12 protein-coding genes are annotated in these 13,013 nt (G+C 52.1%); all 12 read right to left on the bottom strand.

Annotated features, from left to right (window positions below; genetic code table 11):
- Window positions 1–217 precede the first annotated feature (217 nt).
- The 12 genes from lipB to leuS all read right to left on the bottom strand — a co-directional run bounded on the left by lipB (window position 218) and on the right by leuS (window position 12,962).
- Window positions 218–898, bottom strand: coding sequence for a lipoyl(octanoyl) transferase LipB (gene lipB, locus BIY29_RS10020; protein ID WP_205680324.1), 681 nt, complete (start codon window positions 896–898; stop codon window positions 218–220).
- A gap of 131 nt (window positions 899–1,029) precedes the next feature.
- The gene (gene ybeD / locus BIY29_RS10015) at window positions 1,030–1,293 is read right to left on the bottom strand and encodes a DUF493 family protein YbeD (protein ID WP_121574984.1); all 264 of its coding nucleotides are present in this window, start codon (window positions 1,291–1,293) and stop codon (window positions 1,030–1,032) included.
- Window positions 1,294–1,532: 239 nt separating this feature from the next.
- Entirely contained in the window at window positions 1,533–2,744 is a 1,212-nt protein-coding gene (dacA, locus tag BIY29_RS10010) for a D-alanyl-D-alanine carboxypeptidase DacA (RefSeq protein WP_121574983.1), read from the bottom strand.
- A gap of 210 nt (window positions 2,745–2,954) precedes the next feature.
- Window positions 2,955–4,037, bottom strand: coding sequence for an endolytic peptidoglycan transglycosylase RlpA (gene rlpA, locus BIY29_RS10005; protein ID WP_121574982.1), 1,083 nt, complete (start codon window positions 4,035–4,037; stop codon window positions 2,955–2,957).
- A gap of 13 nt (window positions 4,038–4,050) precedes the next feature.
- On the bottom strand, window positions 4,051–5,163 hold the full coding sequence (mrdB, locus tag BIY29_RS10000) for a peptidoglycan glycosyltransferase MrdB (protein WP_121574981.1): 1,113 nt from the start codon (window positions 5,161–5,163) through the stop codon (window positions 4,051–4,053).
- Between the two features lie 9 nt (window positions 5,164–5,172).
- Window positions 5,173–7,077, bottom strand: coding sequence for a peptidoglycan DD-transpeptidase MrdA (mrdA, locus tag BIY29_RS09995; protein WP_121574980.1), 1,905 nt, complete (start codon window positions 7,075–7,077; stop codon window positions 5,173–5,175).
- A 35-nt stretch (window positions 7,078–7,112) separates the two neighbouring features.
- Window positions 7,113–7,583 carry a 23S rRNA (pseudouridine(1915)-N(3))-methyltransferase RlmH gene (gene rlmH / locus BIY29_RS09990; RefSeq protein ID WP_121574979.1) on the bottom strand — a complete coding sequence of 157 codons (471 nt, stop codon included), beginning with the start codon at window positions 7,581–7,583 and terminating at the stop codon, window positions 7,113–7,115.
- Window position 7,584: 1 nt separating this feature from the next.
- Entirely contained in the window at window positions 7,585–7,902 is a 318-nt protein-coding gene (gene rsfS / locus BIY29_RS09985) for a ribosome silencing factor (protein WP_121574978.1), read from the bottom strand.
- A 195-nt stretch (window positions 7,903–8,097) separates the two neighbouring features.
- The gene (gene nadD / locus BIY29_RS09980; RefSeq protein ID WP_121574977.1) at window positions 8,098–8,787 is read right to left on the bottom strand and encodes a nicotinate-nucleotide adenylyltransferase; all 690 of its coding nucleotides are present in this window, start codon (window positions 8,785–8,787) and stop codon (window positions 8,098–8,100) included.
- A complete protein-coding gene (gene holA, locus BIY29_RS09975) occupies window positions 8,777–9,811 on the bottom strand; it encodes a DNA polymerase III subunit delta (protein ID WP_121574976.1) in 1,035 nt (344 codons plus the stop codon). The genes nadD and holA overlap by 11 nt, the downstream gene beginning before the upstream one ends.
- The gene (gene lptE, locus BIY29_RS09970) at window positions 9,808–10,365 is read right to left on the bottom strand and encodes an LPS assembly lipoprotein LptE (protein ID WP_121574975.1); all 558 of its coding nucleotides are present in this window, start codon (window positions 10,363–10,365) and stop codon (window positions 9,808–9,810) included. Before lptE ends, holA begins: the two co-directional genes overlap by 4 nt.
- Window positions 10,366–10,379: 14 nt before the next feature.
- Window positions 10,380–12,962, bottom strand: a complete 2,583-nt coding sequence (gene leuS, locus BIY29_RS09965) for a leucine--tRNA ligase (RefSeq protein ID WP_121574974.1) — start codon at window positions 12,960–12,962, stop codon at window positions 10,380–10,382.
- Window positions 12,963–13,013: the final 51 nt, after the last annotated feature.

Raw genomic sequence — 13,013 nt, 5'->3', positions numbered from 1 at the left:
TTCTAAATTTCCAGTTCTGATTCGTTTTTTTAAATTTATAAATAAAATTAAAAGGTTTATATTTTTTCTTTAAAAATTTTTTAAAAAACTCTCAAAATTATATCATCTTTATCCCGCTACATGCAGCTATTGAACGTTAAAGATGGAGAAAATATGTAAATAAAATGTGACCGGTAATCAGTTTGGCAGGGTATCCCCGTCTCCAATTTTACCGCCATTATGGCACCGGCTCGCCATTTTCAGCCAAATCCCAGTTCATCAGCTCATACTGCCGGTAACCCAATAATTGCCGAAATGATTTGACCAAAACGAGAGCGGTATCTTCCAGCGTAATACCTGAGACGTAGTCACTCATCTGCGCCATCTGCATACCGGCATAACCGCAGGGATTGATGCGCTGGAAAGGAGACAGATCCATTGAGATATTCAGTGCCAACCCATGAAAGGAACAGCCTTTGCGAATACGCAGGCCCAGCGAACAGATTTTACGCTCCCCGACATATACCCCAGGTGCATCAGCGCGGGGCTTGGCCTCAATGTGAAAATGGGCCAGCGTGTCCACCACAGTGTTTTCGATCGCAGTGACGAGTTGCCGAACGCCCAATTTACGCCGTTTTAAATCAACCAGTATGTACATCACCTGCTGGCCCGGGCCGTGGTAGGTTACTTGCCCCCCTCTGTCGCTCTGTATGACAGGGATATCGCCGGGCGTTAAAACATGCTCGGCCTTGCCGGCCTGACCCTGCGTGAATACCGGTGGATGTTGAACCAGCCAGATTTCATCTAACGTTTTATCGTCGCGCAGGTCGGTGAATTTATGCATTGCCTGCGAAACTGGTTCATAAGGTTGTACGCTGAATTGACGTACGATGATCTTATCCTGTAGCAAGCGTGTCATCTTCAGGTTAAGGAAGGATGAGGGGATTATAGCGGCGGGAAACGCCAGCGAACAGCATTAAGCCTGTTTTCCTACTGATGTTATCGCTGACGGATATGCGAATGCCCACCGGCGTGATGAGCCGGGGACGGTTACAGAACCATCCGTACAATTTCAATATTGCCCAACTCTTCATACAGTGTTTCCACTTGCTCAATATGGGTGGCGGTAATAGTAATAGAAACGGAATGATAATTACCTTTGCTGCTGAGTTTGACCTGTGGCGTGTAATCGCCGGGCGCATGACGTTGCACCACTTCAACGACCAGATCGACCAACTCTGGTTTTGCCTGTCCCATCACCTTGTAAGTAAAAGAGCAGGGGAATTCGAGCAATTCGTTTAATTTGGTTTTCATCTGCGCTCCAGAATGAATGGGGGTTGTATAAATTAATACGCCCGCCTGAAGGCAGGCGTCAGACTGCTGACAAAGTATGATATTAGGGACAGCGTGCCGATGGGGTCGTAGCGGCGTAAGCCGCCGGAGTGCCCCTCGGTACGATAAGCCCGGGTATCTCGGCCTCACCTCCATGGGTTTGTCATCAACCTCAGGCGTGTTTCTTTATATGGGGACAAATTATCTCCATACAAGAGGGATTAACCAAACCAGTGGTGGAACATCAGCTTGATGTAGTCAACCATGCGACTGAAAATACCGCCTTCTTTGACTTCATTCATCACCACCAAAGGACGCTGGTCAATGGTTTTACCGTCCAGTTGGAAGTTGATAGCGCCAACCACCTGATTCTTGCCCAACGGTGCGTGCAGTTCACTATTGGTCAGCACATAGCTGGCTTTCAGATCTTTCATCCGGCCACGGGGAATGGTCAGATAAACATCTTTTTCCACCCCGAGGGCAACGCGGTCACTGTCACCATACCAAACCGGCTCTGATGCGAACTCTTTACCGGTTTTCAGCGGCGCCACGGTTTCGAAGAAACGGAATCCCCAGGTCAATAATTTTTTGCTTTCGGTTTCGCGTCCTTTAAAGGTACGTCCGCCCATAACCGTTGAAATCAGGCGCATCTGGCCTTCAGTCGCGGAGGCGACAAGATTATAACCGGCAGATGAGGTATGACCGGTTTTAATGCCGTCAACATTCAGGCTGCTGTCCCACAACAAACCGTTACGATTAGTCTGGCGGATATTGTTGAAGGTAAATTCTTTTTCTTTATAGGTCGCGTATTCATCAGGAACATCACGAATTAATGCCTGGCCGATCAACGCCATATCCCGTGCCGAACTGAACTGGCCTGGGGCATCCAAACCATGTACGGTTTCAAAATGCGTGTTTTGCAGGCCAAGCGCTTTTACGTAGCCATTCATCAGACTAACGAAAGCATCCTGGCTGCCCGCGACATAGTCGGCCATCGCCACGCAGGCATCATTACCGGATTGCAGAATAATGCCACGATTCAACTGGGAAACCGGGACACGATCGCCCGGCTTCAGAAACATCAGTGAAGAACCCTGGAAAACAGGATTACCGGTCGCCCAGGCATCCTTGCTGACAGTAACAATATCGTTGGGGGTGATTTTTCCTGACTTTATCGCCTGACCGATGACATAGCTGGTCATCATTTTGGTCAGGCTGGCCGGATCGCGGCGTGCGTCGGCATTCATTTCGGCCAGCACTTTCCCGGAGTTGTAATCAATCAGGATGTATGATTCTGCATCAATTTGCGGAACGCCTGGGATCATCGTCTTAATATTGATGTCATCGGCATAAGCAAAGGAGGATGCACTCATGGCGAGCAAAGCGCCAAGCGCAGTACGTTTAGTAAAACGAGACGTGTTTACAGTATTCATGATTGGAACAACAACATCCGTGGGTATAAGTTAAAAAACGAGCCACACTATAGCAGATGAGAAATAGGCCGGCACCAGACATTACGTTACGTGATTTTGCGAAAGGGGCGCGGTGCTTGATCTCACCGTTGCCCCTTTATCCGTTATTACTCATGGCGTTCAGGCGCCGTTATCATGTGGCCTGAGCTGGCTTCGGGATATCTTTTTGCGTCAGAGCGTGCCGGATGCCGTAGTAATAAAGGATTGCTGTTGAGCTTCGACTGACAAACGTTGTTGAAGTTCAGCCGCTTGCTGACGATTTTGGAACGGCCCCAGTTGGATGCGGTATAGCCCGCCGCTGGCGGTGACATTGCCCGTCACCTGAAACCGTTCACGCAGACTGCGTAACCAGTCTTGCGCCCGTTGTTGATCGCTAAGTGCGCCAACCTGAACCACATAACGTCCGCTGGCCGTTGAGTCAGCGGTGGCCGGTGCAGACGATAGGGCGGCTGCCGGCGTCGCCGCAGGTGACGGTGTGGTTTCGAGAACACCGGCAGGCAGTGCGGAAGGGGCGCCGAGGAAACCACCGCTGCGCGTTGATGTGCTGCTTTGCGGCATGGCGTCATCGGTCGGTGCGCTTAATGCACTGTTGCTGATGGGCAGGGTAGCGACTGCTGGTGTATTGGTATTTTCCATCATAGGTGTGCCGAGTTCGCTTGCGCCGAGGCTGGGGCGATCGGGCAGGGAGAAACTTTGTTTGGCAACGCGGGTGCCAATGGTGCCAGGGCCGGAAAGCATGCCGTCCGGGGCAACATTGATGAAATCAACCTTAACTTTGGTATTGTTGGAAATGTTTAACCGGTCGCCCGCCGCTTTCGACAGATCGATAATTCTGCCCGGCGTGTAAGGCCCTCGATCGTTCACTCTGACCACCAGACGACGGCCATTGCTGAGGTTGGTGACACGAACATAGCTGGGCAACGGCAGCGTGGGATGTGCGGCGGTTAAGGCGTTGGGATCAAACATTTCACCAATGGATGTGCGATTACCGCTCGCTTCCTCGCCGTACCAGGTCGCCAGGCCGGTTTCACTGAAGTTTTGCGGATTTTTTATGACCTTATAGGTCTTGCCTTTGAGGGTGTAGTCTTGCAATGTACCTGGGTTATAGGGTTCATAACGCGGTTCGGCGCCGCCGATTTCTTCAACCGGGCCGCTGTAAACGTTACTGACAGGGGGGGCCGGTTGCTGTTCCGTTACGGTACAGGCCGAGAGCGTCAGACTCACGACGCCAATCCAAAGCCAATCCTTACGCATTGCTTACCTCGGTTTATAAGTTCTTGGATAGCATTTTGCGGTGAGTGTGTATCGACATAACGATACCGAACCCCGCCATTAAGACGATAAGCGCCGAACCGCCGTAGCTGACCAGCGGTAATGGCACGCCAACCACCGGCAGGATACCACTGACCATACCGATATTAACGAAAACATAGACGAACAGAATCAGCATCAGTCCGCCAACCATCACCCGACCGAATGATGTCTGTGCGTTAGCGGCAATGACTAAACCGCGCATAATCAGAAACAGGTACATCGCCAGCAGAACCAGTACGCCGATTAGCCCTAACTCTTCCGCCAGCACGGCGAAGATAAAATCGGTATGGCGCTCCGGCAGGAACTCTAGCTGAGATTGTGTGCCATGCAGCCAGCCTTTGCCAGAAAGACCGCCGGAACCAATCGCAATCTTCGACTGAATAATATGATAGCCCGCTCCCAGCGGATCGCTTTCCGGATCCAGCAACATCATTACTCGCGCTTGCTGATAGTCGTGCATCAGGAAAAACCACAGGATGGGGATAAAAGCGGCAAGCAACAGCACCGCTATGCCAATTAACCGCCAGCTCATCCCGGCGAGGAAAAGGACAAACAGCCCGGACGAGGCGATCAGGATGGAGGTGCCCAAGTCTGGCTGGGCTGCGACCAGCAGCGTCGGCGTAAAAATAATCACCAGCGCGATACCGGTATTCTTGAGCGAGGGCGGGCACATGTCGCGGTTGATAAAACGGGCAACCATCAACGGAACCGCAATTTTGGCGATTTCCGAAGGTTGGAAACGCACAAATCCCAGATCCAGCCAGCGTTGGGCGCCCTTACTGATCTGGCCGAAAATATCCACCATCATCAACAGGATAACGCAGGCAACATAAAGATAAGGCGCCCATCCTTCATAAACCCGCGGTGGGATTTGCGCCATGACAACCATGACAATCAGCCCCAGCACGACCTGAACGATTTTTCGTTCCATCATGCCGATATCCTGACCGCTGGCGCTCCACATAACGAATAGACTATAGCCCAGCAATGCCAGGATGCAGATAAGGAAAGGAAAATCGATATGGATTTTCGTCCAGATCGAGCCTTTTTGTTGGCTATCAGTCATGAATGTCTGTTACTCACTTTCGCTGCCGGGCGCCGCCGGGGGCGCAATAGGTAATTCTGTATTGTTATCGCCTAACAGAATATGGTCAAGGATCTGCCGGGTGATGGTGCCGACTGCGGGGCCAGCGCCGCCGTTTTCCAGAATGATCGACATGGCAACCTGAGGATTGTTATAAGGCGCGAAAGCCACCATCAGCTTATGGTCGCGTAAGTGTTCGGCGATCTTGTGCGCATTGTAGGTTTCGTTTTCTTTCAGGCCGAAAACCTGTGCAGTACCGGATTTGGCCGCAATCTTGTAAGGCGCATTGTCAAAACTTTTATGGGCGGTGCCATTAGGGCGGTTTGCCACACCGTACATTCCGTCTTTGGCAATCTCCCAGAAACCGGAATGGATATCGCCAATTTGTTGCTGCTCCGATTGACGGTAAGGGATCACCGTCCCGTTTTCTCTGGAGCTGTAGAGCAGGTGCGGGGTTTTTACCTGCCCATCATTAATCAGGGTAGTCAGCGCTTTGTTCATCTGTATCGGTGTTGCTGTCCAGTAGCCTTGCCCAATCCCAACCGGAATAGTGTCACCCTGATACCAGGGTTTCTTGAAGCGTCTGAGTTTCCATTCTCGTGTCGGCATGTTGCCCGCGCTTTCTTCAGAAATATCAATGCCGGTTTTTTCGCCGTAACCAAATTTACTCATCCATTCTGATAAACGATCGATACCCATGTCATAGGCGACCTGATAGAAAAAGGTATCCGCCGATTCTTCCAATGCTTTGGTCAGATTAAGCCGACCGTGGCCCCATTTTTTCCAGTCACGAAAACGCTTCTCTGAACCTGGTAATTGCCACCATCCTGGATCGAATAGGGTTGTGTTGGTTGTGATGACGCCAGCCGTTAAGGCCGAAACGGCAATATAGGGTTTTACCGTGGATGCCGGTGGATACACCCCCTGCGTTGCCCGGTTGATCAGCGGGCGGTTAGGGTCATTGCGCAACTGGTTATAGTCTTTACTGGATATGCCATCAACGAACAGGTTGGGATCGTAGCTGGGGGTGGAAACCAGCGCGAGAATACCGCCGTCTCGTGGATCGGTGACGATCACCGCCGCACGGCTGCCTTCCAGCAGTTTTTCAATATACATTTGCAAACTCAGATCGAGCGTCAGATAAATGTCTCTTCCCGCCTGCGGGGGTTGCTCATGGAGCTGACGAATCACCCGTCCGCGATTATTGACCTCGACTTCTTCATAGCCGGGTTTACCATGTAACAAATCTTCATAATGACGTTCAATACCCAATTTGCCGATATCGTGGGTGGCGGCGTAATCAGCGATTTTTTCTTCTTTATTCAGCCGCTCAACGTCTTTGTCGTTGATTTTTGAAACATAGCCGATGACATGGGTCAGTGCGGAGCCGTAAGGATAATAGCGGCGTTGATAGCCTTTGACTTCAACGCCGGGGAAACGGTATTGATTAACGGCAAAGCGGGCAACCTGAATATCGTCCAGACCGGTTTTGACGGGAATAGACGTAAAACGGCGTGAGCGCTTGCGTTCTTTTTCAAAGTTTTCCAGGTCGTCATCGGTCAGATTGATGATAGGTTTCAATGCGTCCAGCGTTGCCTGAAGGTTATCTACTTTTTCCGGTACCAGCTCTAACTGGTAGATAGTCCGATTCAGTGCCAGCGGAACACCATTCCGATCGTAGATAATGCCGCGGCTGGGCGCAATAGGCACCAGTTTGATGCGGTTTTCATTGGAGCGGGTACGGTAGTCATCAACGCGTAAAACTTGCAGATGATAGAGATTGGCGATCAATACGCCAGAGAGCAGCAAAATGCCCAAAAACGCCACTAAAGCGCGACGCACGAACAGGGCCGACTCCGCCGTATAATCACGAAAAGGTTTGCGTTCTATTTTCATCCTGCGGTTTATTTCACGTGTTTCATCGTATCGCCTTACTCCCGATGGTAAGGATGATTAGTGGTAATGCTCCAGGCCCGGTACAGGCTTTCCGCCACCAACACGCGTACCAATGGATGCGGCAACGTTAAGGGCGAGAGCGACCAGCTTTGCTCCGCCGCGGCTTTACATTCAGGCGCCAGCCCTTCAGGGCCGCCAATTAACAGGCTGACGTCGCGTCCATCCTGTTTCCAGCGCTCCAACTGTTGGGCCAACTGTGGGGTTTCCCACGCTGTACCGGGGATATCCAGCGTAACAATACGGTTACCTTTACCCACCGCCGCCAGCATTTGTTCACCCTCGCGCTCAAGAATGCGTTTGATGTCTGCATTTTTGCCCCGCTTACCTGCCGGAATTTCAGTGAGTTCGAATGGCATATCCTTGGGAAAACGGCGCAGGTAGTCAGCGAAACCTGTTTGCACCCAGTCAGGCATTTTGGTGCCAACGGCGACCAGTTGCAGTTTCATGCTAGCCCCAGAGCTTTTCCAGTTCGTATAACTGGCGGCTTTCTTCCTGCATGACATGGACCATAACGTCACCCAGATCGACCACTACCCAGTCGGCAATATTCTCGCCTTCCACGCCAAATGGGATTAGTCCGGCAGCACGCGACGCCTGCACCACATGGTCGGCAATAGACGCGACATGGCGGGTGGAAGTACCGGTACAGATGATCATATAGTCCGTGATACTGGATTTACCCCGCACATTCAGTGCAACGATATCCTGACCTTTTAAATCGTCTATCTTATCAATAACGAAATTTTGGAGTGCCTGACCTTGCAAAGTTCCCCCTATTTGACTATCCATCGACGACTGATGGACGCTTATGGCGCTGGATGATAGAAAGACCGTTTCGCAACATAATTGCCGATATTACCGGTTTTTCCCGTGACTGAAACCAGCGGCGAAGTATATCACGCACTACTGATGAGTGGTATAAAGCCCCCATTTGCAAGCACGAATGAGATAAAGACATCGCTATCTGTACAGCCCCTGTTCATTGATGTAGCGCAACACCGTCGGGGGCAGCAGATCGTCACAGCTGAGGCCTTGCTGTCGTCGCTGGCGTATTTCCGTCGCTGAAATAGTCACCAATGGCGTGTCAGCTAAAAAGATCAGACCGTGGGATTGCCGGTGCAAAGCGTGGGTGCTCTGCGTCTGGTGAGCTTCCAGCCATTGTTGCAACGCTGGCGTTTCCAGCTCCGAGCGGTAGCCTGGGCGGGCGCAAACCAGCAGATGGCAAACCTTAAGAATGTCTTGCCAGCGATGCCATTGATGCAGTGTCTGTAACGAATCCTGTCCGATAATAAACGCCAACGGTGCGGCACTGCCTTTCTCGGCACGTAGCGTTTCCAGCGTATCAATGGTGTATGACGGCTGTTGGCGCTGCAACTCCCGGTCGTCCACGACAAACAGAGGATTGGCTTCAACCGCCAGTTCAACCATGTATTGCCGCTGCTGCGGGCTGGCTTCGGGTTGCGCCCGGTGAGGCGGAACATTGTTCGGCAGTAACACAATCTGCTTTAATCCGACAATTTTTGCCAGCGCGGTAACCGGTCGCAGGTGTCCGAAATGGATGGGATCAAACGTCCCCCCGAAAAAGGCGGTCAGGGCGACGGGTTCGGCTTGTTTGATTGAATCAGCTTGCGTGGTCAAACTAGTTAACATCTAACAGGCTCTCTGGTAGGGCTTTGCCGCACAATATCATGGAGAGTGTTTCCAACTCAGGCCAGACAGGCTGACCATAGTTCTGTTTCAGCGTAATTTCCAGTTTGGCCAGCAGGCCGATTGCCTGTTGTAACTGCGCCATACTTAACCGTTGCAGCGCCTGCGTTAATAAATCTCTGCGGTTTTGCCAGATCTTATGTTGATCGAAGAGTGTACGCAGCGGCGTGGTGGTCATGTGCCGTTTCAGCGTCAGCAGCAGGAGCAATTCACGCTGTATTGTCCGCAGCAGGATAACGGGTTCGCACTCTTCCTGCCTGAGCTGATGCAAAATATGCCAGGCGCGTTTGGCTTTGCCCGCCAGCAAAGCATCAAGCCAGTGAAAAGGGGTAAAATGCGCCGCGTCGCTGACCGCTTGCTCAACGCGGGGCAGGGTGAGCTTGCCATCAGGATAAAGCAGAGCTAAACGTTCCAGCGCTTGCGTTAATGCCAGAAGATTCCCCTCATAGCAGTAACAGATGAGCTGGCCTGCAGGTTCGTCCAGCACCAGTTTCATTGATTTGGCGCGGTTAGCCACCCAGCGCGGTAACTGTGCCTGCTCTGGGGTAGTGCAGTTTACATAAACGCTGTCCTGCGATAATGCCTTGAACCAGACACTGTTTTCCTGTGCTTTGGTCAGCTTGTTGCCACGTATCATCAGTAAAATATCCTGATGCAATAAGCCAGACAGCTTAACCAGATTTTCAGCCATAGCCGCATTAGGGCCGTTTTCAGGCAGAAGCAGCAATAGCGTCTGGCGGGAGGCAAACAGGCTAAGGGCCTGACAGGTGCTGAAAATCGCATCCCAGTCGGTGTGAACATCCAGCGTGAAACTAAAATGCTCGCTAAATGCCTGCTGTTGAGCCACGCGCCGGATGCTGTCCAGGCTTTCCTGTAATAAGAGGGGATCATTACCGCAGATCAGATAACACGCACGCAACCCCTCATGGAGTTGCGCAGCGAGCTGTTCCGGGTAAAGTCGAATCATGAACGATCGGACGACGGGGTTATGCCCGTCGAGGTGCCTGGCTGATTTTTAGCGCCTTTACTGCCGTTAATGGTCAGCAGTTTACGCACCAGTTGTGCCGCCGCCTGTTCGCGCATTTCCTGCCGGATAATATCCTGCTCGGCATCTTTCGCCAGGGCGGTTAATGGGTTATCAAAGAACGTGCGGAATACCGTCACGCTGAGTGGATAAATATCTTCACCTGGCATCAGAACCTGCGCCCTGAGCACCAACACCATTTGGTATTCAGCCGTTTTCCCATCCTGAAAAACCGAGACGGTATCTTTTGTTTCCGATGCATTCAGGATCCGCAAAGAGGGAATATCCTGCCGGGTGGCATCAGCAACAATTTCCACATCGCTGAGGCGCAACTGTTCACGAACCGCACGGGTTAACGGGCCGTACGGATCACTGCTGTCCAGCACCAGCGTTTGTAACGATGAAGGTACTTGTGTCGTGCCACGTAGATGGAAACCGCAGCCAGCGGTGACTAACACCGCCAGCCCCAGCAACAACGTAAATAGACGATGTCGCACAGATCCTCCTTGCCTTAACCTACAACCAGGTTAAGCAGTTTGCCAGGGACATAAATCACTTTACGCACAGTGACGCCGTCCAGATATTTCGCTACCAGAGGTTCCTCGGCAGCGCGCTCACGTACTTGATCCTGACTGGCGTCGGCGGCAACGGTGATTTTACCGCGTACCTTACCGTTCACCTGAATGACCACCAGTTTGGAATCTTCTATCATGGCGTTTTCATCAGCGACCGGCCAGGGCGCCGTATCAATATCGCCTTCACCCTGCAAGGCCTGCCACAGTACAAAGCAGACGTGCGGTGTGAAAGGATAAAGCATACGTACCACCGCCAGCAGGGCTTCCTGAGTCAACGCACGATCCTGTGCGCTTTCCTGCGGCGCTTTAGCCAGTTTGTTCATCAGCTCCATAATGGCAGCGATGGCGGTATTAAAGGTTTGGCGACGGCCAATATCATCGGTTACTTTGGCAATCGTTTTATGCAGGTCGCGGCGCAATGATTTCTGATCTTCAGTTAAGGTTGCCACGTCCAGCGCCTGAACCGGGCCTTTTGCCGTATGATCAAAAGCCTGTTTCCAGACGCGTTTCAGGAAGCGGTTCGCCCCCTCAACTCCGGACTCCTGCCATTCCAGCGTCATCTCTGCGGGTGAGGCAAACATCATAAACAGACGAACGGTGTCTGCTCCATATTTTTCAACCATGACCTGTGGATCGATGCCGTTGTTTTTGGACTTCGACATTTTGCTCATACCCGCATAGACAACGTCGTGACCGTCTTTATCGACTGCTTTAACGATACGGCCTTTTTCGTCGCGCTCAACGGTGACGTCTACCGGGGATACCCAGATGCGCTCTCCGTTATCGCCGAGATAATAAAAGGCATCCGCCAGTACCATGCCCTGACACAGCAGGCGCTTGGCCGGTTCGTCGGAGGTAACCAGGCCGGCATCACGCAGCAGCTTGTGGAAGAAGCGGAAATACATCAGATGCATGATGGCGTGTTCGATGCCCCCGACATACTGATCGACCGGCAGCCAGTAGTTGGCCGCTGCCGGATCCAGCATCCCTTTATCATACTGTGGGCAGGTGTAGCGCGCATAATACCAGGATGACTCCATAAAGGTGTCGAACGTATCCGTTTCACGCATTGCGGGCCGACCATTCACCGTGGTTTTCGCCCACTCAGGATTGGATTTCAATGGGCTGGTAATACCGTCCATGACGACATCTTCCGGCAACACGACCGGCAGTTGATCTTCCGGCGTTGGGATGACCGTACCGTCTTCCAGCGTAATCATGGGGATTGGCGCCCCCCAGTAACGCTGACGGGAAACCCCCCAGTCGCGCAGACGGTAGTTGACTTTACGTTCACCGATACCCCGTGCCACCAGTTTGTCGGCAATGGCGTTAAAGGCGGATTCAAAGTCCAGACCATCAAACTCGCCGGAGTTAAACAACCGGCCTTTTTCCGTCATCGCCTGAGCGGATAGATCCGGCTCGCTGCCATCGCTGTTCAGGATAACCGGTTTGATAGTCAGGCCGTATTTGGCGGCGAATTCCCAGTCACGCTGATCGTGCCCCGGTACAGCCATGACGGCGCCTGTGCCGTAGTCCATCAGCACAAAGTTAGCGGCCCAGATAGCGACTTTTTCACCGTTCAGCGGATGAATGGCATACAGGCCGGTAGCCATGCCTTTCTTCTCCATAGTGGCCATGTCGGCTTCGGCCACTTTGGTATTACGGCATTCATCAATAAAGTCAGCCAGTGCCGAATTACTGGCCGCGGCCTGTAACGCCAACGGGTGACCGGCGGCGACGGCCACGTAGGTTACGCCCATGAAAGTATCGGGACGGGTGGTATAAACGTTCAGTTTCTCCTGACTGTCTGCCACCTCAAAGGTGATTTCAACGCCTTCAGAACGGCCAATCCAGTTACGCTGCATGGTTTTGACCTGTTCGGGCCAGCTTTCCAGCGTATCCAGATCGTTGAGCAGTTGATCGGCGTAATCGGTGATTTTGATAAACCACTGTGGAATTTCTTTGCGTTCCACTTTGGTGTCGCAGCGCCAGCAGCAGCCATCTATAACCTGCTCGTTGGCCAGGACGGTCTGATCGTTCGGGCACCAGTTCACCGCAGAGGTTTTTTTATAAACCAGACCTTTTTCATACAGTTTGGTGAAAAACCACTGTTCCCAGCGGTAGTAGTCCGGTTTGCAGGTGGCGACTTCGCGATCCCAGTCGTAGCCGAAACCCAGCAGTTTGAGCTGGTTTTTCATGTATTCAATGTTGGAGTAGGTCCAGGGAGCCGGGGCGGTATTATTTTTAACCGCAGCGCCTTCCGCTGGCAGGCCGAACGCATCCCAGCCAATCGGCTGCAATACGTTTTTTCCCAGCATTCGCTGATAGCGAGAGATCACGTCACCAATGGTGTAGTTACGAACGTGTCCCATATGTAGACGGCCAGAAGGGTAGGGCAACATGGAAAGGCAATAATACTTTTCCTTGCCAGGTTCTTCGGTCACTTTGAATGTCTGCTTCTCTTGCCAGTGAAGCTGGACGTGCGCTTCTATCTCTTCTGGGCGGTATTGCTCTTGCATGGCTGCCAGGGGTCCTGTTTAGTAAAGAATAGCTACGCCGGTAGCGTACTT

Source organism: Brenneria alni, assembly GCF_003666245.1.
In the GTDB taxonomy this organism is placed as follows: domain Bacteria; phylum Pseudomonadota; class Gammaproteobacteria; order Enterobacterales; family Enterobacteriaceae; genus Brenneria; species Brenneria alni.
Note: the sequence above shows the minus strand (reverse complement) of the source record. Positions and strands in the feature narration are given on the sequence as shown.

What these genes read in the sequence shown, in the direction of transcription:
- lipB (WP_205680324.1), bottom strand. Translation starts at nt 898, where the DNA reads ATGACACGCTTGCTACAGGATAAGATCATCGTACGTCAATTCAGCGTA.
- ybeD (WP_121574984.1), bottom strand. Translation starts at nt 1,293, where the DNA reads ATGAAAACCAAATTAAACGAATTGCTCGAATTCCCCTGCTCTTTTACT.
- dacA (WP_121574983.1), bottom strand. Translation starts at nt 2,744, where the DNA reads ATGAATACTGTAAACACGTCTCGTTTTACTAAACGTACTGCGCTTGGC.
- rlpA (WP_121574982.1), bottom strand. Translation starts at nt 4,037, where the DNA reads ATGCGTAAGGATTGGCTTTGGATTGGCGTCGTGAGTCTGACGCTCTCG.
- mrdB (WP_121574981.1), bottom strand. Translation starts at nt 5,163, where the DNA reads ATGACTGATAGCCAACAAAAAGGCTCGATCTGGACGAAAATCCATATC.
- mrdA (WP_121574980.1), bottom strand. Translation starts at nt 7,077, where the DNA reads ATGAAAATAGAACGCAAACCTTTTCGTGATTATACGGCGGAGTCGGCC.
- rlmH (WP_121574979.1), bottom strand. Translation starts at nt 7,583, where the DNA reads ATGAAACTGCAACTGGTCGCCGTTGGCACCAAAATGCCTGACTGGGTG.
- nadD (WP_121574977.1), bottom strand. Translation starts at nt 8,787, where the DNA reads ATGTTAACTAGTTTGACCACGCAAGCTGATTCAATCAAACAAGCCGAA.
- holA (WP_121574976.1), bottom strand. Translation starts at nt 9,811, where the DNA reads ATGATTCGACTTTACCCGGAACAGCTCGCTGCGCAACTCCATGAGGGG.
- leuS (WP_121574974.1), bottom strand. Translation starts at nt 12,962, where the DNA reads ATGCAAGAGCAATACCGCCCAGAAGAGATAGAAGCGCACGTCCAGCTT.